Genomic DNA, 18,099 nt, shown 5'->3' on the forward strand with positions numbered 1-18,099 from the left:
CCGACGAAGGTCCCCGGCGATCCGGCGCGGGCGGAGGTTCCCGGAGGGCCGGCGGCGGCGGGTCCGGCCGGTGGCGTGCACCGGTCCGGCCGGACCCGCCCGCGTCCCGCTTCAGTGGGCGCCGCACAGCTCCAGCAGATGCCGCACGACCTCCCGGCCGCCCTGCTCGCCGGTCAGCACCGTGTAGTGGTTGACGTCCGCCACCCGCACCGGCGTCACCCCCGTGCCCCCGAGGTCCGCCGCCGCCAGGCGGGTCTCGTCGTACAGGCCCTGCTCCTCGTCCATCAGCCCGCGCGGCGCCCACAGCAGCGTCGCCGGGGCGGGCAGCTTCCGGACCGCCGTCAGCACCTCCTCGTCGAAGAGGCCGATGCCGTCGGTGCGCACCGCCTCGATCCGGCAGGTGGAGCGCAGTTCCGGTTCCTCGCCGGTCAGGTCGCGCTGGATGTACGCGTCGACCTCGTCCGACCAGTCGTCGGCGAACGCCGGGTGCGCCTGCCAGAACGCGCGGTAGGCGGCCCGGTCCGGGAACGTCATCGACAACCGGTCCATGGCCGGGCCGATCACCGCGGTCATCAGCTCGTCCGGGGACAGGTGCGTGGGTGCGGGGAAGCCGATCCCCCCGTCGACCAGCAGCAGCGGCCCGAACCGGTCCGGGTGGCGTACGGCGGCCAGCGCCGTCACGAACGCCCCCATCGAATGCCCTGCCAGCACCACCCGGCCCGGGGCCAGCGCCTCGGCCAGGGCGGCGACGTCGTCGGCGTGCGTGGCGATGCCGTACGGCCCCGGCAGTCCGCAACTCCCGGCCCGGCCCCGCAGGTCCGGGGCGATCAGGGTGGCGCGGCCGTCCAGCAGCCGGGCCACCGGGCCCCAGCTCAGGGCGTTGGAGGTGATGCCGTGCAGGGCTATGACCACCGGGGCGTCCGGTTCCCGGGCCGGCCATCGCAGGACGGCCAACTCGCCCCCGGTCACGGGGACCTGAATCTCTTCGTACGGCTTCACGACTGTCCGTTGTCCTTCCGGGCGGGGGTCGGGGACGGGGTTTTGGCCGGTCCGCGGCGTGCGGCGCCGAGCCGGGCGGGCAGCCGGGCCAGGCCGCCCGGCAGCAGGTGTACCACGGCGACGAACAGCACACCGAGCAGGAACAGCGGCTGGGACAGCGGCACCCGCAGCACCGCGGGCAGGTCCGCGACCGCGCCCGATCCGGCCAGATCGCCGAGCCGGTGATCGGCCCACGTGTACAGGATGCCGCCGACCATCGGGCCCCAGCGGGTGCCCGATCCGCCGAGCACCACCATCACCAGCAGCGAGAGGGTGAAGTCGGAGGTGGTCGTCTGCGGGGTCGAGCCGCCGGTGAGCAGCAGGTGCACCAGACCGCCCAGCGCGGCCAGGGCCCCGGCCAGGACGAACGCCGTCAGCTTGAACCCGTACGGCTTCAGCCCCAGCACCTCCACCCGGCGCTCGTTCTCCTTAATGCCCTCCCAGACCCGCCCGGTGGGGGAGCGGACCGCCCAGTGGACGACGGCCAGGGTGAGGACGAGATAGCCGAGCGCCACCCAGTAAAGGTTCGCGGTGTGGTCGATGCCCACCAGCCAGGACGGCAGCAGCTCGGCCGGGGCGGCCCGCCCCTCCTCGCCGCCCGTGAGCCCGCCGGGGTTGCGGGAGACCAGGATCGAGCCCGCCTGGGCGAACGCCAGCGTCACCATCGAGAAGCCGATGCCGGTGACCCGCAGGCTCACCGACCCCAGGACCAGCGCGAGCACGATCCCGGAGCAGAGGCCGAGCAGTGCGGACACCGCGAACGGCAGACCCGCCTCCAGCAGGAACAGATTGGTGGCGTAGCTGCCCGTCGCGAAGTACAGCGCATGCCCGAAGGAGAGCAGCCCGGTGCGGCCGAGCAACAGGTCGTAGCCGGTCGCCAGAGCGCCGAACAGCAGGCAGGTGGCGAGGAGCTGGAGACTTCCCGGACTGCCCACCGGGCCGTCCAGGAGGCCCGGCAGCGGCAGCGCGCTGAACGGCGCGACGAACAGTGCGAGCAGCACCGCGGCGGGCCACCAGCGGCGCAGCACCCGGGCCGCGTTCCGGGACCCGGCCGGGGCGGCGGGGTGGCCGCCGCGCCCGTCGGCGGTGCGGTCGTGTGTCTCGGTGACGGTGCTCACGCGAGCCTCCCGGTCAGTCCGCGCGGCCGGACGAGCAGCAGCGCGGCGAGCAGGACGACGACGGCCAGGTCGCCGAGGCCCGCTGCGGTGTAGTAGTTGGCGAACTGCTGGACCAGCCCGATGACGACGGACGCCACCGCGGCGCCGGTCACCGAGCCCATGCCGCCGGTGACCACCACGACGAAGGCGAAGATCAGCAGCGAGGTCCCCTGGCGGGGATCGACCGAGCCGAAGTACAGGCCGCCGAGCGCCCCGCCGAGCGCGGCGGCACAGCCGCCGATCGCGAAGACGAGGGTGAACGCCCGGCGCACGTCGATGCCGAGCGCGGTGACCATCGCCCGGTCCTCGACCCCGGCCCGTACCACCAGGCCGTGCCGGGTACGGCCGAGAAAGAGCCGCAGCGCCACCAGCACCACGACCGCCGCCCCGACCAGCACCAGCCGGTTGACCGGCACCTGGGCACCGAGCAGTTCGAAGGTGCCCGACAGCGCCTTCGGCCCGGGGAAGGTCCGGGCGTCCGAGCCCCAGATCCCCGACAGCAGCGCGGGGACGGCGAGGCCCACCCCGACCGTGGCGAGCACCTGCTCGCGGGGGCGGGTGTAGAGCGGGCGGACGACGGTGAGTTCCAGCAGCACGGCGGCCGCGGTGCCCACCGCCGTACCGAACAGCACGGCGAGGACGAAGCCCGCGCCGCCGGGACCGGCGCCGGGCAGGTTCCCGGACGCCGCCCACCAGGTGCCGTACGCGCCGACGGAGAGCAGCGCCCCGTGCGCGAAGTTGAGCACGTCCATCAGGCCGAAGATCAGGGAGAGACCGGATGCGACGAGGAAGTAGAGCGCCCCCAGACCGAGTCCGGTCATGGTGAGCAGAACGACGGTGGACATCAGGAATCCGCCTCCACGGAAGGTGAATCGGCCTCCACGGACGGCGAACCGGACCCCACGGAGGACGTGTGGGGGGCCGGGCCGTGTCCCACGCCCAGCAGGCGTCGTGCCGCCTCCGCGTCGGCGAGCAGTTCGTCCGCCGGGCCCTGGTGGGCCGTCCGGCCGTCGGCGAGCACCGCGCAGTGCGCGGCCAGGCGCCGTACGACGGCGAGGTTCTGCTCCACCAGCAGCACCGGCACCGCCTCGGCGGCCCGCTCCAGCACCTGGGCGACCTCGGTCACCACCTTGGGCGCCAGGCCCTTGGTGGGTTCGTCGGCGATGATCAGCCGGTTGTCGTTCAGCAGCGTGCGCCCGATCGCCACCATCTGCTGCTGACCACCGGACAGCGTCCCGGCCAACTGCCGCTCCCGGCGCTTCAGCTCGGGGAACAGCTCGTGGACGAGCGGGTAGGCGGGCTCGCCCGCGCCGGGCCGCTCGGCCAGCCGCAGATTCTCCGCCACGGTCAGCCCGGCGAAGATCCCCCGGTCCTCCGGGGCGTAGCCGACGCCCAGCCGCACCACGGTGTGGGTGGGCATCGACACCGTCTCCGTCCCGTCCAGCCGCACGCTGCCGGTGCGCGGGACGAGGCCGAGGACGCCGCGCACGGTGGTGGTCTTCCCGGCGCCGTTGCGGCCCAGGAGCGCGGTCACGCCGTGCCGGGCGACGTCCAGGTCCACACCGTGCAGGATGTGCCGGCCGCCGATCAGGACCCGCAGATCCCGTACGGCGAGCAGGGGTCCGGTCGTCACAGCTCCTCCCCGAGGTAGGCCTGCTGCACGGTCGGGTCGGCCGTCACGGCCTCGGGGGTGTCCAGGGCCAGCAGACTGCCGTGGTGCATCACGGCGAGCCGGTCGGCCAGGCCCAGCAGGACGTCCATGTGGTGCTCGACCATCAGGACGGTGCGGCCCTCGTCCCGGTGCAGGGTGCGGATGAGTTCGGTGAGCGCGGGGACCTCCTCCGCGCTCACCCCGGCCATCGGCTCGTCCAGCAGCATCAGCCGCGGTTCGCCGACCAGCAGCACCGCCAGCTCCAGCTTCCGCTTCTCGCCGTGCGACAGCTCGGAGGCCAGCGCCCGTGCCCGGTGGCCGAGACCGGTGCGTTCCAGCACGTCGGCCACCTCGGTGGGGTAGGCGGAGGCGCGCCGCCACAGCCGGTACGAGCCGCCGCGGGCCGCCTGCGCGGCCAGCCGCACATGGTCGGCGACGGACATCCCCGGCCAGAGGCTCGACGTCTGGAAGGTGCGGCCGATGCCGCGCCTCGCCCGCTCGTGCGCGGGACGGTCCGTCATGTCCGTGCCGTCCAGCTCGATGGTGCCCGCGGTGGCCGGGGCCAGCCCGCTGATCAGGTTGAACAGGGAGGTCTTGCCCGCCCCGTTGGGGCCGATGAAGGCCAGGAACTCGCCCTCGCGGACGTCCAGGGAGACGTCCTCGACGATCGTCGCCCCGCCGACGCGCCAGCCGAGGCCGGTGAGCCGCAGCACCGGGGCGGGGGCCGGGGTGCCACCCGGGGCACCGCCCGGGTGGCGCGCGGTGGTGTGGGGTACGGGCATCGGTCAGCCCGCCGAGGGCTTCGCGGGCGGCGCCACCACGTCCATCGGCTCGGTGGTCACCAGCCGCGGCTTCGCGTCGGCGCCCTTCCCGTCGAGCCTCGCGACGAACATCGACTGGAGCAGGGCGTGGTCCTCGGCCCGGACCCGCACCTCGCCCTTCACCCCGTCGAAGGTCCAGTCCTCCAGGGCCTTCACCATGGCGGCGGTGTCGGTGGCGCCGCCCTTCTCGACGGCCCGCACCACCATCTGCGCGGCGGTGAAGCCGTCGGGGGTGAACAGGTCCGGGGTGCCGCCGGCCTTGCCGACCGCGTCGAGCATGGCCTTCTCCACGGCGTTGCCGCCGCCCGCGCCGGGGAAGTAGTGCGCCAGGAACGAGACCTTGGCGCCCGCGTCCCCGAAGACCGGGTACGAGGCGGTCCCGGCGAGGCCCGTCACGACCTTGCTGGCCGCCGGCACGCCCTGCTGGTCCAGCGCGGTCCACAGCGCCGGTGCCGTGGAGCCCGCCCAGGCGACGAAGACCAGGTCGGGCGCGCCCGCCTTCACCTGCCGGGCGAACGGCGTCAGGTCGGTGGCGCTGGGCGGGGCCAGCACGGATCCCACCTTCGCGCCCCGGCCGCCGAGGACCGCCTTCACCGCGGCCACGTTGGCCTGTCCGAAGGTGGAATCCTGGGCCAGCACCGTGACCTTCTTGCCCTTGGCCCCGCCGAGCATCGCCCCGGCGGTGAGGATGTCCTGGTAGGACTGCCGGCCCGAGCGGAAGGTGTAGTCGTTGATCCCGGTCACGGCGTCGGTGGCGGCCGGTCCGCTGATGTAGAGCACCTTGTTCTGGGCGGCGAGCGGCGCCATCTGGAGGGCCACGCCGGAATCGGTGGTGCCGGCCAGCACCTTGTGGCCCTTGCCGATCAGGTTCTTGGCCGCCGAGACCGCCTTGCCGGGGTCGCCCGCGTCGTCTTGCTCGGTGACCTCGATCTTGTGCCCGGCGACCTTGCCGGTGCCCTTCGTCGCGTAGTCCAGGCCCGCCATGAAACCGTCGCGGTACTGCTTCCCGTAGTCGGCGAGCAGCCCGGTGCGGGAGTACACGAGACCGACCTTCACACTGCGGTCCTTCGCGTCCCCGCCGGATCCGGAACCGTCCTCGCCCGCCTTCCCCGCGGCGGTGCACCCGGCCAGCAGGAGACCGGTTGAGGCCAGCACGGCGACGGCGGACAGGGATCTGGGACGGCGGCGGACGGTGCCTGTGCCTGTGGCTCTGGGACGCATGGTGACCGGCTCCTCGGCGAGTTTCGGGGGATGTCGCCGAACCGTATGAACACCGCGCCGCCGTCGACATGGTGCAGAGCACCCCACCTGACGCGGCAGGCATGTGGCGGTCGCACATGGGGCGGCCCGCGGCGCGCCCACGGCCCGGTGGACATCGGGCCACCGGGCCACCGGGCCACCGGGCCACCGGGCCGTCGGGCCCGTTCCGGGAACACGTGCCGCAGGCCCCGTGCCCGCGCTCATGGCGGGGCCGGGACGTGCGGGTGCTCCGGTGCGTCGCCCGTCCATGCGGGCTGATGGGGCGTCAGAAGCCGTACGCGGTCGGGTTTCTCGGCCCCCGCACCCAGGCCCCCGCACTCAGGCCCCCGCACCCAGGCCCCGCGCCCAGGCCCTGCGCCCGCCTTCCGGTGCGGGTCAGGATCCGTTCCCGTGCTCCGGTGCCGTCAGGTCGATCAGCCGGCACACCGTCTCGATGTCGATCTTGACCTGGGCGATCGACGCCCGCCCCGACAGCCATGTGATCAGCGCCGAGTGCCAGGTGTGCTCGATGACCCGGACCGCGGACAGCTGCTCCGGCGTCGGGTCCTCCAGACCCATCGCGTCCAGGATGATCGCCGTCGTGATCCGCGAGACCGTGTCCACCTCCGGGCTGACACTGCGGTCCGCGAAGGTCAGCGCCCGCACCATCGCGTCCGCCAGGTGGGGTTCGCGCTGGAGGGCGCGGAACGCCCGCATCAGGGTGTCGGCCACCCGCTGCGCCGGATCGTCCCCGGATGGCGGGCGCTTGTGCAGCGTCGTGTGCATCTGCTGGAGCTGGTCCTGCATGGTGGCGACCAGCAGATGGATCTTGGAGGGGAAGTAGCGGTACAGCGTGCCGAGGGCGACCCCGGCGGCCTCCGCGACCTCGCGCATCTGCACCGCCTCGAACCCGCCCCGGACGGCGAGCCGGGCGCCGGCGTGCAGGATGCGGCGGCGGCGGGCCTCCTGGCGCTCGGTCAGGGGCGGCGATGCCGGTCTGGCTTCCGCTGTCATGTGTCCCCCATCCATGGCTTTCGTCCAGGGCCGGAAGGAGGTGCTCCGTCTCCCGGCGGCGCACAGCATGCTAAGGGCTGGGACCCCTCAGGCCCTGCCTCCGGTCGAACGACGGCAGTCCGAAGACGGGCCCCGGAGTGCCGGTCGTGGCGCGAATCACCCGGTCCGGCCGTTGCCCCGACGCTACCTGCCGGTAGATTCGTAGCTCATTGAACGATCCAGTCTGAAACTTGTTCTAGATTAGCGCGAGCGGTTACGCTCCGGCGAAAGCGCAGTCAGAAGGGGGCCGAGTGTGACCGCCGAGGCCATAGAGACCGGCCCCCGCGCGAGCGGCGACCCGTCGGGCAGCGCCGACGAACGCCCGTTGCGCATCGCACTCCTCACCTACAAGGGCAATCCTTTCTGCGGCGGCCAGGGCGTCTACGTACGCCACCTCAGCCGTGAACTCGCCCGCCTCGGCCACAGTGTCGAGGTGATCGGCGCCCAGCCGTACCCCGTGCTCGACGAGGGCGTGCCGCTCACCGAGCTGCCGAGCCTGGACCTCTACCGCCAGCCCGACCCGTTCCGCACTCCGAAGCGCGACGAGTACCGGGACTGGATCGACGCGGCCGAGGTCGCCACCATGTGGACCGGCGGCTTCCCGGAGCCGCTCACCTTCAGCCTGCGCGCCCGGCGTCATCTCGCCGAGCGGAACGGCGAGTTCGACGTCATCCACGACAACCAGACCCTGGGATACGGCCTGTTGGCGGATCTCGGCGCCCCGCTCGTCACGACGATCCATCACCCCATAACGGTCGACCGCCAGTTGGAGCTCGACGCCGCAGAGAGCCGTCGTCGGCGTGCCTCCGTACGCCGCTGGTACGGCTTCACCCGCATGCAGAAGCGGGTCGCGCGCCGACTGCCCTCCGTGCTCACCGTCTCCGGCTCCTCCAAGCAGGAGATCGTCGACCACCTCGGGGTGCGCGAGGACCGCATCCACGTCGTCCACATCGGCGCGGACACCGACCTGTGGTCGCCCGACCCGTCCGTCGCGGAGGTCCCCGGCCGGATCGTCACCACCTCCAGCGCCGACGTCCCGCTGAAGGGCCTCGTCCACCTCGTCGAGGCGCTCGCCAAGATCCGTACCGGGAACGCGCGGGCGCACCTCGTGGTCGTCGGCAGACGGGCCGAGGACGGGCCGGTCGCGCAGGCCATCGAACGGCACGGGCTCCAGGACGCCGTCGAGTTCGTCAAGGGCGTCAGCGACGCCGAACTCGTCGACCTGGTGCGCGGCGCCCAGATAGCGTGCGTGCCCTCGCTGTACGAAGGCTTCTCGCTGCCGGCCGCCGAGGCCATGGCCACCGGCACGCCCCTCGTCGCCACCACCGGCGGCGCGATCCCCGAGGTCGCCGGGCCGGACGGCGAGACCTGTCTGGCCGTCCCGCCGGCCGACGCGGGGGCACTGGCCGACGCGCTCGCCCGGCTGCTCGACGACCCGGAACTGCGGGCCCGGCTCGGCGCGGCGGGCCGCGCCCGGGTGCTGTCCCGGTTCACGTGGAAGCAGGCCGCCATCGGCACCGCCGCCCGCTACCGCGAGGCGATCGCGGCGGCCCGTGCCGGTACCGCGCGCGCCGGCGGCCGTCGTTGACCCCGCTCCCGCGACCGCCCCGGCGCCCCCGCCCCGTGGCACCGCCCACCGAAATCCCCTCCGATCACCCCTGATCACCCCGATTCCCGATCGCCTCCGACCGTCTCCCGACCGCGAAAGCAGGCACCCGTGCTGACCGTGGACTTCACCCGATTCCCGCTCGCCGCAGGCGACCGGGTGCTCGACCTGGGCTGCGGCGCCGGACGCCATGCCTTCGAGTGCTACCGGCGCGGCGCCCGGGTCGTGGCCCTCGACCGGAACGGCGAGGAGATCCGCGAGGTCGCGAAGTGGTTCGCCGCGATGAAGGAGGCGGGGGAGGCCCCCGAGGGCGCCACCGCCACCGCGATGGAGGGCGACGCCCTCAACCTGCCGTTCCCCGACGAGTCGTTCGACGTCGTGATCATCTCCGAGGTCATGGAGCACATCCCCGACGACAAGGGCGTGCTCGCCGAGATGGTGCGGGTCCTCAAGCCCGGCGGCCGGATCGCCGTCACCGTTCCGCGCTACGGCCCCGAGAAGGTCTGCTGGGCGCTCTCCGACGCCTACCACGAGGTCGAGGGCGGCCACATCCGCATCTACAGGGCCGACGAACTGCTCGCCAGGATGCGCGGCGCCGGTCTCAAGCCGTACGGCACCCACCACGCCCACGCCCTGCACGCGCCGTACTGGTGGCTCAAGTGCGCGTTCGGCGTCGACAACGACAAGGCACTGCCCGTCCGCGCGTACCACAAGCTGCTGGTCTGGGACATCATGAAGAAGCCCGCCCTCACCCGGATCACCGAGCAGCTGCTCAATCCGGTGGTCGGCAAGAGCTTCGTGGCGTACGCGACCAAGCCGCACCTGCCCGGGGCCGGGCACGCCGCCGACACCGCCGCCACCGCCGCCACCGCCGCCACCGCCGGTACCGCTCGCGATGCCGCCGAGGATCTGTCCAGGGCCGAGGCGTGAGCACTCCCGAGCGGACCGAACACCTCGTCCTGCCGGGGGTCCTCACCGCCGAGCAGGCCGCCGAGACCGTCTCCGCCCTGCTCGCCGTGCAGCGCGGGGACGGCGCCCTGCCGTGGTTCCGGGGCCACCACCTCGACCCGTGGGACCACGTCGAGGCCGCCATGGCCCTCGACGCCGCGGGCGAACACGCCGCCGCGGAACGCGCGTACACCTGGCTGGCCCGGCACCAGAACGGTGACGGCTCCTGGTACGCCGCCTACCACGACGGCGACCCGGAGCAGCCGACCGACCGCGGCCTGGAGACCAACTTCTGCGCCTACGTGGCCGTCGGTGTCTGGCATCACTACCTGGCCACCGGCGACGACGCGTTCGTCGACCGGATGTGGCCGACCGTCCACGCCGCCGTCGAGTTCGTGCTGGGTCTCCAGCGGCCCGGCGGCCAGATCGGCTGGAAGCGCGAGGCCGACGGAACCCCTGTCCACGACGCGCTGCTGACCGGCTGCTCCTCCATCCACCAGGCACTGCGCTGCGCGCTGGCCATCGCCGAACGGCGCGAGGAGCCGCAGCCCGACTGGGAGTTGGCGGCCGGGGCCCTCGGTCATGCGATCCGGGAGCACCCCGAGCGCTTCCTGGACAAGAGCCGCTACTCGATGGACTGGTACTACCCGGTCCTCGGCGGCGCGGTAACCGGAGCGGCGGCCGGGAAACGGATCGACGAGGGCTGGGACCGCTTCGTCGTTCCCGGTCTCGGGGTGCGCTGCGTGCTGCCCAACCCGTGGGTGACCGGGGGCGAGAGCTGTGAACTCGCCCTGGCGCTCTGGGTGATGGGCGAATCCGACCGGGCGCTGGAAATCCTCCAGTCCATCGGGCACCTGCGCGCGGACGGCGGCCTGTACTGGACGGGGTACGTCTTCGAGGGCAACCGGGACTTCTGGCCCCAGGAACTCACCACCTGGACCGCCGGTTCGCTGCTGCTCGCGGTCGCCGCGCTCGGCGGCGACGAGGCCACCACCGCCGTGTTCGGCGGCGAACGCCTGCCGCACGGACTGGAACCGGACTGCTGCCGGGAGCCTTCGAAGTAGCTCCGGGCTCCGGGTGGCGTAGCGCCCGGGGCCGGGTGAGCCTGAGGAGGAGTGTCCATGGCGCGCTCACCGTGGCGACCGTCGCCACGGACCGGGCCAGGGAGGTCCGCCGTGCCCAGTTCCGCCGTGACCGGTCGCGTACCGGCGCACCGTCTGCTCCTGTCACTGCTGTTGTCCTGCACCGTACTGGTGGGGATCGCCGGCTGCGGCGGCGACGGCGGCGGCGCCAGGAGCGTGAGCGGCTCCGTGTCCCCGGGCGACACCCCGTCGGCACAGAAGCAGAAGCTCGCCAGGACGAGGTTCGTCGCCAACGCGGGGCTCGCCGCCGGAGCGACGTACCAGTGGATCGTGAAGCCCTACCGCGCGGGCAAGTTCAGGAAGGGCGCGGACGGGCGCAGGCTCACCCTGGTCAAGGCCGGGCTGGCGGGCGGGTTCGCGTACAGCCGGCTGAAGGCCGCCGTGGCCGACGCCAAGGGCGACCCGCTGCTGTCGAAGGCGGTGGCACCGCTTACGACGGGCATCGAGTCGCTCAAGGGACTGGGTGAGAAGCTCCGCAGGGGCCAGGCGGGCGAGGGCGACGTCGGTGCCTTCGAGGACGTCATCGACAACGTCAGGGGCGCGGGACGCAGCGCCGGGGCCGTGGTCGAGGACAAGGTGCCGAGCGCATCCCAACTCGGACGATAATGCCCCTGGTTGGCGCGAACCATTCGTTAGGGTCGGGGCATGGGATCACTTTCGCACGACCTCTACTGTGACGAGATCATCAGCCGCACCGACGCGCTGAGGTCCGTGCTTCGCGCCGCGGACCTCTCCGCGACCGTGCCGACCTGCCCCGACTGGAACCTGCGCGACCTCGCCGTGCACGTGGGCGGAGCCCATCGCTGGGTCGGTGAGATCGTACGCACCCGGGCCACCGAGGCGCTCCCGCCGGAACGCGTGCCGGGGTCCTCGCCCGAGGGCGACGACCCCGCCGCCCTCGACGCCTGGCTGGCGGAGGGCGCGGCGAAGACCGTCGAGGCGCTGCGGGCGGCCGGACCGGGCCAGGAGGTGTGGTCCTGGGCGTGGGAGCCGAGCACGGGCTTCTGGGCGCGCCGCATGGCGCACGAGACCATCGTCCACCAGGCCGACGCGGCGCTCGCCGCAGGGGCCGACTACGCGGTGGCCCCCGAACTCGCCGCCGACACGATCGACGAATGGCTGGAGATCATCACCTTCGTACGTTCCACGGGATACAAGAAGGAAGCCCTGGAACTGACCGGTCCCGGGCGTTCGATCCATCTGCACGCCACGGACGCCCCGGACGCCGAGTGGCTGATCGAGCTCGGTGAGGACGGCTTCGCCTGGCGGCGCGCCCACGAGAAGGCGACCGTCTCGCTGCGCGGCCCGCTCACCGACGTGATGCTGGTCTTCAACCGACGCCTCCCGGCCGACAGCGACCGGGTCGAGGTGCTGGGGGACGCCGAGCTGCTGGACTTCTGGCTGGAGCGCACGACGTTCGGCTGAGCCCCGACACACGGGACCGGCCCCGGGGCCCGGCGGGCCGATGCTGCGTCGGTCCACGGGGGCGGACGCGGCCCCGGGCACGGGTCCGGGACACGGGCACGGGGGCACGGCCCCGTCCGCTGCGGTGCGGGCGGGGCCGTGCTGGGCCAAGCTGGAAGGGACAGCCCGCGGTGCCGGGTGCCGCGGCGCCCGGAGCATCGTGCCCGGCGGCCCTGTGGAGGTGCCGATGGAGCCCGTCCGCGCCCTGAAACGGATCGCCTTCCTGCTCGAACGCGGCGGCGCCGACACCTACCGCGTACAGGCGTTCCGCACGGCCGCCGCGGTGGTGGCCGGCATGGCGGACGGGGAGGCGGCACGGCGTGCCGAGGACGGCTCGCTGGTGTCGGTCAGGGGCATCGGGCCGAGGACCGCCGAAGTGATCCGCGAGGCGCTGGCCGGGAACGTGCCCGGCTACCTGGCGCGGCTGGAGGAGTCGGCCGCCGCCGGGCCGCGCCCCGAGGGCGGCACCGATCTGCTGGCCCTCCAGCGCGGCGACTGCCATCTGCACTCCGACTGGTCGGACGGCGGCAGCCCCATCGAGGAGATGGGCCGCACGGCCGCGGAACTGGGGCACGAGTGGGCGGTCCTCACCGACCACTCGCCCGGGCTGACCGTCGCGAACGGGCTCTCCCCGCAGCGGCTGCGCGGACAGCTGGACGAGATCGCCGAGCTGAACACCCGGTGGGCGCCGTTCCGGCTGCTCACCGGCATCGAGTGCGACATCCTCCCCGACGGCTCCCTCGACCAGGACGACGAACTGCTGGAGCGACTGGACGTCGTGGTGGTCTCCGCGCACTCCCAGCTGCGGATGGACGCCGCGCCGATGACCAGGCGCCTGATCGCCGCCGTCCGCCACCCGCACGCGAACGTCCTCGGCCACTGCACCGGCCGCCTGCTCACCGGCCGCGGCCGTCCGGAGTCGCGGTTCGATGCGGACCGGGTCTTCGCCGCGTGCGCGGAGGCGGGAACGGCCGTGGAGATCAACAGCAGGCCCGAGCGGCTCGACCCGCCGCGCCGCCTGCTGCGCCGCGCCGTCGACGCCGGTGTCCTGTTCGCCGTCGACACCGACGCGCACGCGCCCGGCCAGCTGGACTGGCAGATCCACGGCTGCGCCCGCGCCGAGGAGTGCGGTGTCCCGGCGGAACGCGTCGTCACCACATGGCCGGTCGGGGAACTGCTGGCCTGGTCGCGCGACGGCACCCTGCCGGAGGGCATCGGCGCAGGGGGCGACGGGACGGGCGGCGCGGTCCGCGCGGCGCCGGGACAGGGACGGTGAAGCCATGACAGGCACGAGCGTGCGGGGCATCGACCACATCGGGGTCACGGTCCCCGACCTGGAGACCGCCACCCTCTTCCTGGCCAGGGCGTTCGGAGCCGTGGTGCGGTACGACACCCTGCGCCGCCACGAGGGACCACGGGGCGGGCCGGACGTCGAGCGGTGGCTCGGTGTCCCGGCGGGCACACAGCAACTGGCGGTCAGGATGCTGGCCCTCCCCGGCGAGGGCCCGGGCATCGAGCTGTTCGAGTTCCAGGGCCCGCGCCGCGAACCCCCGGTGCGGCCGTGCGACTTCGGCTGGCAGCACGTGGCGCTGTACGCGGACGACCTGGACGCGGCCGTACGGGACTGCGTGGCCGCCGGAGCCGCCCTCCTCGCCCCGCCCCGGCCGCTGCCCGGCCCGGAGGCGGGGGAGCGCAACCGGTTCGCTTATTTGCGCACCCCCTGGGGGAGCACCCTGGAGCTCGTGACGTATCCGGACCCGCAGCCCTGGGAACGCACCACGGCCCGCCCGCGCTCCCGGCCCGCACCGCTCGCACCACCCGCGGGGCCCGTACCGACGGACACTCCCGGTGCCTGGCCCACGGATCCGGACCGCCCGGGGCCCGCGCCTGCCGCGCGCCGGGTCCCCGTACCGGCCGAGCCCGCCGCCTCCTGGCCCAGGGACCCGGACCGGCCGCCCGGGACCGTCAGTTGAGATCCGCGAGCACTCGCAGTGTGTGCGGGTCCGGTGCCGTCACCAGCAGGTCGGTCACCGGCCCCGCACGCCACAGCTCCAGCCGTTCCGCGATGCGCCCCCGCGGGCCGACCAGCGAGATCTCGTCGGCGAACGCGTCCGGCACGGCCAGCACCGCCTCCTCCCTGCGCCCTTCGAGAAAGAGCCGCTGGACGTGCCGGGCCTCCTCCTCGAACCCCATCCTCGCCATCAGATCCGCGTGGAAGTTGCGGGCGGCGTGCCCCATCCCGCCGATGTAGAAGCCGAGCATCGCCTTCACCGGCAACAGTCCCTCGGCGACGTCGTCGCAGACCCGCGCACGGGCCATCGGCGCGATCATGAACCCCTCGGGCAGGTCGGTGAGCGACGCCTCGTACACCTCGGGACGCAGCGGCGACCAGTACAACGGCAGCCAGCCGTCGGCGATCCGGGTGGTCTGCGCGATGTTCTTCGGCCCCTCCGCCCCGAGCAGTACGGGGAGCCGGGCACGCAGCGGGTGGGTGATGGACTTCAGCGGCTTGCCCAGACCGGTGCCGTCCGGGCCGCCGTACGGGTGGGAGTGGAAGCGCCCGTCCAGCACGACGGGAGCCTCCCGGGCGAGGACCTGCCGGATCACGTCGACGTACTCGCGGGTCGCGGTCAACGGGCTGCGGGGGAACGGCCGTCCGTACCAGCCCTCCACCACCTGCGGTCCGGACAGCCCCAGTCCCAGCATCGTCCGGCCGCCGGAGAGATGGTCGAGAGTGAGCGCCTGCATGGCGGTGGCGGTCGGGGTGCGCGCCGCCATCTGCGCGACGGCGGTGCCCAGCCGGATGCGGGAGGTGTGCGCGGCGATCCAGGTCAGGGGGGTGAACGCGTCGGAACCCCAGGCCTCCGCCGTCCACACCGAGGCGTACCCCAGCCGCTCCGCCTCCCGGGCGAGTTCCAGATGGCCGGGGTCCGGGCCGCGGCCCCAGTAGCCGAGCGCGAGTCCGAGCCGCATCCCGTCGCCTCCCATATGTCTGACGCCTCATCAGATCTCTGGTGCAGGACGGAGAGTACGACAGTGGCCCCCCGCCCGGAAGGGCGAGGGGCCACCGCTCGGCACGAGGGCTCAGCCGCGCTGGATGCCCGTGGTGTCCTGGAGCACGCCGCGACGGCCGTCCTGGGTCTGCGCGACGAGCGCCGGACCGCGCTGCTCGACCGCGAGGTACCAGGTGCCCGGCGCCAGTTCGGCGATCGGCGACGGCGAACCGTCCTCGCCGTACAGCGGACGCGCCACCGGCACCGCGAACCAGAACGGCGCGAAGTCGCCGGCCGGCTGACCGCCCTGCGGCTGCCCTGCCTGCGCGTGCGGCTGACCGGCCTGGGGCTGACCGCCCTGCGACTGGCCCGGCTGGGGCTGACCGGCCTGCGGCTGCGCGCCGTAGGCCTGCTGCTGCCCCGGCTGCGCCCCGTACGGCTGCTGCTGGGCACCGGGGTAGCCGTACCCCTGGCCGGCGGCCTGCGGCTGGCCGCCGTACGGCGACTGCACGGCCTGCGGGGCCGGGCTCGGCGCGCCCATCAGCGGCGCCTTGAGGACGGGGATCAGCGGCGTGCCGACCGCACCGACCGCGAGCAGGACCGCACCCAGCAGACCGAGGATCAGACCGGCGCCCGCGTTGCTGGAGTCGATCAGCGTCCAGAACGCCGTCCACAGCACGAATACGCTGAACGCGGCACCGAACTGGCCGAGTTCGAAGCCGAGCACCTTGCGGCTCGGCATGGTGCGGCCCACGATGACGAGCGCCGCCGCGATGATGCCGCCCAGGAAGACGCTCATGAGCAGCGAAAGCGCGTCCCAGGCGTTCGGGGCCGAGTAATTGGAGCAGTTGATGCCCGGCGGGCACGCGTAACTGCTGAGGTGGAGGAAAGAGGCGATGAACAGCACCACCGCTGCTCCGATCACCACGCCGTCGCCTCTAGTGAGGGAGCGCATATTCACGTGAAGGTCCTTCGTCGGTCGTCTCGTCGGGGTGGTCGCCGTCACCGCCGACGGGCGGTCGCGGCGCGAAGCTCGGGGGTGGCTCCCCATCGTACGGATGAATCTATCGTCTGCCCGGCCGGGTTGTGCGTCGGCGGGGAACCGTGACGCACTTCCCCCGGTTTCGCCTCGGAACGTCCTCTTGCTACCCCTTCAAGTAGCCGCTGATGCCGTCGGCGATGCCCTGCGCCGCCTTCTGGCGCCATCCCGCACTGGTGAGCAGAGCGGCGTCCTTCGGGTCACGCATATTGCCGCATTCGATGAACACTTTGGGCACGGTCGACAAATTCAGTCCGCCCAGATCCTTACGAACGTCCAACCCGGTTTTGTCGCCGATGTAATTGGAGGGCGCACTTCCGGTGGCGCGGAGGAAGAGACCGGCGATCCGCGCACCGAGGTCGCGGGAAGGGTCGACGATCTTCGAGGTGTCCGCCTTTCCGGCACGCACCAGCCCGGGGAGGATCACGTGGAATCCCCGGTTGCCGACCGCGGAACCGTCCGCATGCACCGACACGACCGCGTCGGCCCCCGCCGCGTTGCCGATCCGGGCCCGCTCGTCCACGCACGGCCCGTACGGGCGGTCGCCGTCCTGCGTCAGCACGACCTTCGCCCCCTGCGCCCGCAGGAGATCGCGCACCCGGCGCGAGACGTCCAGGGTGAACCGGGCCTCCGCGTAACCGGCGTCGGTCGACGTGCCGGTGGTGTCGCACTCCTTGCGCCCGGTGCCGACGTCCACCTGACGGTTGATCTCCTGGGTGTGCAGGCGGTTGTCGGGGTTGTGCCCGGGGTCGATGACGACGGTCTTCCCGGACAGCGGCCCGGACCCCGGGCGGTCCGCGGCCTTCGAGGACGAACCGGACGGGGCGGCGGACGTCCGGTCCGGTGCCGGGCCTGAGGGCGCGGCGGCGGAGGTGCCGTCACCGCCCGGCCGGGGGTCGGCCGGCTGCCCGGAAGGTCCGTCGTCGGCGCCCGCGCCGCAACCGGCGGCGGTCAGGCACAGGGACACGGCGGCGAGCGCGGCGGCGGCACGCGGGGTCCGGCGGCGCGGGGTGGGGGGAACGCTCTCGTCGTACGGCACCACGCGATGCTATCGGGGGGTGCCCCCGGCCGCCCGTCGTGCACGCCCCGGGCCCGACGCCCGCGCGTGCGTACCGGGCCCGACGCCCGGGTCCGCACCGGCCTGTACGCGGGCTGCCCGTACCGCAGTCGACGGCTGCCTCCGCCGTCCCCGGCCCCGGCCCGGATCCCCGGCCTCGGAACGTCGGGCTCAGATCCCGGGGCCCGTGCGCCGCAGCACCCGCAGCGAGTCCGTGACCGACACCTCGGTGAACGCGCCGGAGGCCAGCGCCCGCAGGTAGATCCGGTACGGGGCCTGCCCGCCGTGCGCCGGGTCCGGGAACACGTCGTGGATCACCAGCAGCCCGCCCTCGGCGACATGCGGCGCCCAGCCCTCGTAGTCGCCGTTCGCGTGCTCGTCGGTGTGCCCGCCGTCGATGAAGACGAAGCCCAGCTTCCCGCTCCAGACGGCCGCCACCTGCGGGGACCGTCCGACCATGGCCACGACGTGGTCCTCCAGGCCCGCCGCATGCAGCGTCCGGCGGAACGTCGGCAGGGTGTCCATCCGCCCCACCTCCGGGTCCACCACGGTCGGGTCGTGGTACTCCCAGCCCGGCTGCTGCTCCTCGCTGCCCCGGTGGTGGTCCACGGTCAGCGCCGTCACTCCGGCGGCGCGGGCGACGTCGGCGAGCAGGATGGTGGAGCGCCCGCAGTACGTCCCCACTTCGAGAAGCGGCAGCCCCAGCGCGGCGCCCTCCACGGCGGCCCGGTACAGCGCCAGCCCCTCCACCACCGGCATGAAGCCCTTGGCGGCCTGGAAGGCGGCGAGAATCTCCGGCGACGGCTCGGCGACGGACTCGGCGGTCACGGGTTCCTCCTGGTGGGCGCGGTGATGCGGCTACGCGTTCGACGGCGCCCTATCGTGCCGTAC

The 18,099-nt window shown here is 73.4% G+C and carries 18 protein-coding genes; 7 read left to right on the plus strand and 11 right to left on the minus strand.

All coding sequences use genetic code 11. The features are described 5' to 3' along the window. Positions 1-111: 111 nt before the first annotated feature. From AMK22_RS05500 to AMK22_RS05530, 7 genes are all read right to left on the minus strand, one after another. Complete coding sequence (locus AMK22_RS05500) at positions 112-999, minus strand: alpha/beta hydrolase (protein WP_073782107.1); 888 nt, start codon at positions 997-999, stop codon at positions 112-114. Continuing rightward, positions 996-2,156, minus strand: a complete 1,161-nt coding sequence (locus AMK22_RS05505) for a branched-chain amino acid ABC transporter permease (protein WP_073782108.1) — start codon at positions 2,154-2,156, stop codon at positions 996-998. The genes AMK22_RS05500 and AMK22_RS05505 overlap by 4 nt, the downstream gene beginning before the upstream one ends. Beyond that, positions 2,153-3,040, minus strand: a complete 888-nt coding sequence (locus AMK22_RS05510; RefSeq protein WP_073782109.1) for a branched-chain amino acid ABC transporter permease — start codon at positions 3,038-3,040, stop codon at positions 2,153-2,155. Before AMK22_RS05510 ends, AMK22_RS05505 begins: the two co-directional genes overlap by 4 nt. Continuing rightward, positions 3,040-3,828, minus strand: coding sequence for an ABC transporter ATP-binding protein (locus AMK22_RS05515; protein WP_073782110.1), 789 nt, complete (start codon positions 3,826-3,828; stop codon positions 3,040-3,042). The genes AMK22_RS05510 and AMK22_RS05515 overlap by 1 nt, the downstream gene beginning before the upstream one ends. Continuing rightward, positions 3,825-4,628: an ABC transporter ATP-binding protein gene (locus tag AMK22_RS05520; RefSeq protein ID WP_079185934.1), complete on the minus strand. Its 804-nt coding sequence runs from the start codon at positions 4,626-4,628 to the stop codon at positions 3,825-3,827. The genes AMK22_RS05515 and AMK22_RS05520 overlap by 4 nt, the downstream gene beginning before the upstream one ends. A gap of 3 nt (positions 4,629-4,631) precedes the next feature. Further along, positions 4,632-5,888 (minus strand): substrate-binding domain-containing protein, encoded by a 1,257-nt coding sequence (locus AMK22_RS05525; RefSeq protein ID WP_073782111.1) that lies wholly within the window; start codon positions 5,886-5,888, stop codon positions 4,632-4,634. Positions 5,889-6,302: 414 nt separating this feature from the next. Then, positions 6,303-6,920 carry a TetR family transcriptional regulator gene (locus tag AMK22_RS05530; protein ID WP_073782112.1) on the minus strand — a complete coding sequence of 206 codons (618 nt, stop codon included), beginning with the start codon at positions 6,918-6,920 and terminating at the stop codon, positions 6,303-6,305. 292 nt (positions 6,921-7,212) lie between these two features. Here AMK22_RS05530 and AMK22_RS05535 point away from each other — a divergent pair, with 292 nt between their 5' ends. From AMK22_RS05535 to AMK22_RS05565, 7 genes are all read left to right on the plus strand, one after another. Then, positions 7,213-8,547, plus strand: coding sequence for a glycosyltransferase family 4 protein (locus AMK22_RS05535; RefSeq protein WP_073782113.1), 1,335 nt, complete (start codon positions 7,213-7,215; stop codon positions 8,545-8,547). A gap of 129 nt (positions 8,548-8,676) precedes the next feature. Then, a complete protein-coding gene (locus AMK22_RS05540) occupies positions 8,677-9,495 on the plus strand; it encodes a class I SAM-dependent methyltransferase (RefSeq protein WP_073782114.1) in 819 nt (272 codons plus the stop codon). Then, positions 9,492-10,577 carry a prenyltransferase gene (locus AMK22_RS05545; protein WP_073782115.1) on the plus strand — a complete coding sequence of 362 codons (1,086 nt, stop codon included), beginning with the start codon at positions 9,492-9,494 and terminating at the stop codon, positions 10,575-10,577. Before AMK22_RS05540 ends, AMK22_RS05545 begins: the two co-directional genes overlap by 4 nt. A gap of 126 nt (positions 10,578-10,703) precedes the next feature. After that, positions 10,704-11,261, plus strand: a complete 558-nt coding sequence (locus tag AMK22_RS05550; RefSeq protein ID WP_073782759.1) for a hypothetical protein — start codon at positions 10,704-10,706, stop codon at positions 11,259-11,261. Between the two features lie 39 nt (positions 11,262-11,300). Then, positions 11,301-12,080 carry a maleylpyruvate isomerase family mycothiol-dependent enzyme gene (locus AMK22_RS05555; RefSeq protein WP_073782116.1) on the plus strand — a complete coding sequence of 260 codons (780 nt, stop codon included), beginning with the start codon at positions 11,301-11,303 and terminating at the stop codon, positions 12,078-12,080. A 226-nt stretch (positions 12,081-12,306) separates the two neighbouring features. Continuing rightward, positions 12,307-13,395 (plus strand): PHP domain-containing protein, encoded by a 1,089-nt coding sequence (locus tag AMK22_RS05560; RefSeq protein ID WP_073782761.1) that lies wholly within the window; start codon positions 12,307-12,309, stop codon positions 13,393-13,395. 4 nt (positions 13,396-13,399) lie between these two features. Then, the gene (locus AMK22_RS05565; protein ID WP_079185935.1) at positions 13,400-14,092 is read left to right on the plus strand and encodes a VOC family protein; all 693 of its coding nucleotides are present in this window, start codon (positions 13,400-13,402) and stop codon (positions 14,090-14,092) included. Here the strand turns inward: AMK22_RS05565 and AMK22_RS05570 are convergent. The 4 genes from AMK22_RS05570 to AMK22_RS05585 all read right to left on the minus strand — a co-directional run bounded on the left by AMK22_RS05570 (position 14,085) and on the right by AMK22_RS05585 (position 18,036). Beyond that, on the minus strand, positions 14,085-15,092 hold the full coding sequence (locus tag AMK22_RS05570; protein ID WP_073782763.1) for an LLM class F420-dependent oxidoreductase: 1,008 nt from the start codon (positions 15,090-15,092) through the stop codon (positions 14,085-14,087). The genes AMK22_RS05565 and AMK22_RS05570 overlap by 8 nt on opposite strands. 111 nt (positions 15,093-15,203) lie before the next feature. Beyond that, entirely contained in the window at positions 15,204-16,073 is an 870-nt protein-coding gene (locus AMK22_RS05575) for a hypothetical protein (protein ID WP_073782117.1), read from the minus strand. A gap of 184 nt (positions 16,074-16,257) precedes the next feature. Further along, positions 16,258-17,190 (minus strand): N-acetylmuramoyl-L-alanine amidase, encoded by a 933-nt coding sequence (locus AMK22_RS05580; RefSeq protein ID WP_073782765.1) that lies wholly within the window; start codon positions 17,188-17,190, stop codon positions 16,258-16,260. A 189-nt stretch (positions 17,191-17,379) separates the two neighbouring features. Continuing rightward, positions 17,380-18,036 (minus strand): class I SAM-dependent methyltransferase, encoded by a 657-nt coding sequence (locus tag AMK22_RS05585; protein ID WP_073782118.1) that lies wholly within the window; start codon positions 18,034-18,036, stop codon positions 17,380-17,382. Positions 18,037-18,099: the final 63 nt, after the last annotated feature.

This window comes from Streptomyces sp. CB01580, from assembly GCF_001905795.1.
Taxonomy (GTDB): domain Bacteria; phylum Actinomycetota; class Actinomycetes; order Streptomycetales; family Streptomycetaceae; genus Streptomyces.

Excerpts from the sequence above, each read along its gene's own strand:
- AMK22_RS05525 (WP_073782111.1), bottom strand. The coding sequence starts at position 5,888 with ATGCGTCCCAGAGCCACAGGCACAGGCACCGTCCGCCGCCGTCCCAGA.
- AMK22_RS05510 (WP_073782109.1), bottom strand. The coding sequence starts at position 3,040 with ATGTCCACCGTCGTTCTGCTCACCATGACCGGACTCGGTCTGGGGGCG.
- AMK22_RS05530 (WP_073782112.1), bottom strand. The coding sequence starts at position 6,920 with ATGACAGCGGAAGCCAGACCGGCATCGCCGCCCCTGACCGAGCGCCAG.
- AMK22_RS05570 (WP_073782763.1), bottom strand. The coding sequence starts at position 15,092 with ATGCGGCTCGGACTCGCGCTCGGCTACTGGGGCCGCGGCCCGGACCCC.
- AMK22_RS05520 (WP_079185934.1), bottom strand. The coding sequence starts at position 4,628 with ATGCCCGTACCCCACACCACCGCGCGCCACCCGGGCGGTGCCCCGGGT.
- AMK22_RS05555 (WP_073782116.1), top strand. The coding sequence starts at position 11,301 with ATGGGATCACTTTCGCACGACCTCTACTGTGACGAGATCATCAGCCGC.
- AMK22_RS05560 (WP_073782761.1), top strand. The coding sequence starts at position 12,307 with ATGGAGCCCGTCCGCGCCCTGAAACGGATCGCCTTCCTGCTCGAACGC.
- AMK22_RS05565 (WP_079185935.1), top strand. The coding sequence starts at position 13,400 with ATGACAGGCACGAGCGTGCGGGGCATCGACCACATCGGGGTCACGGTC.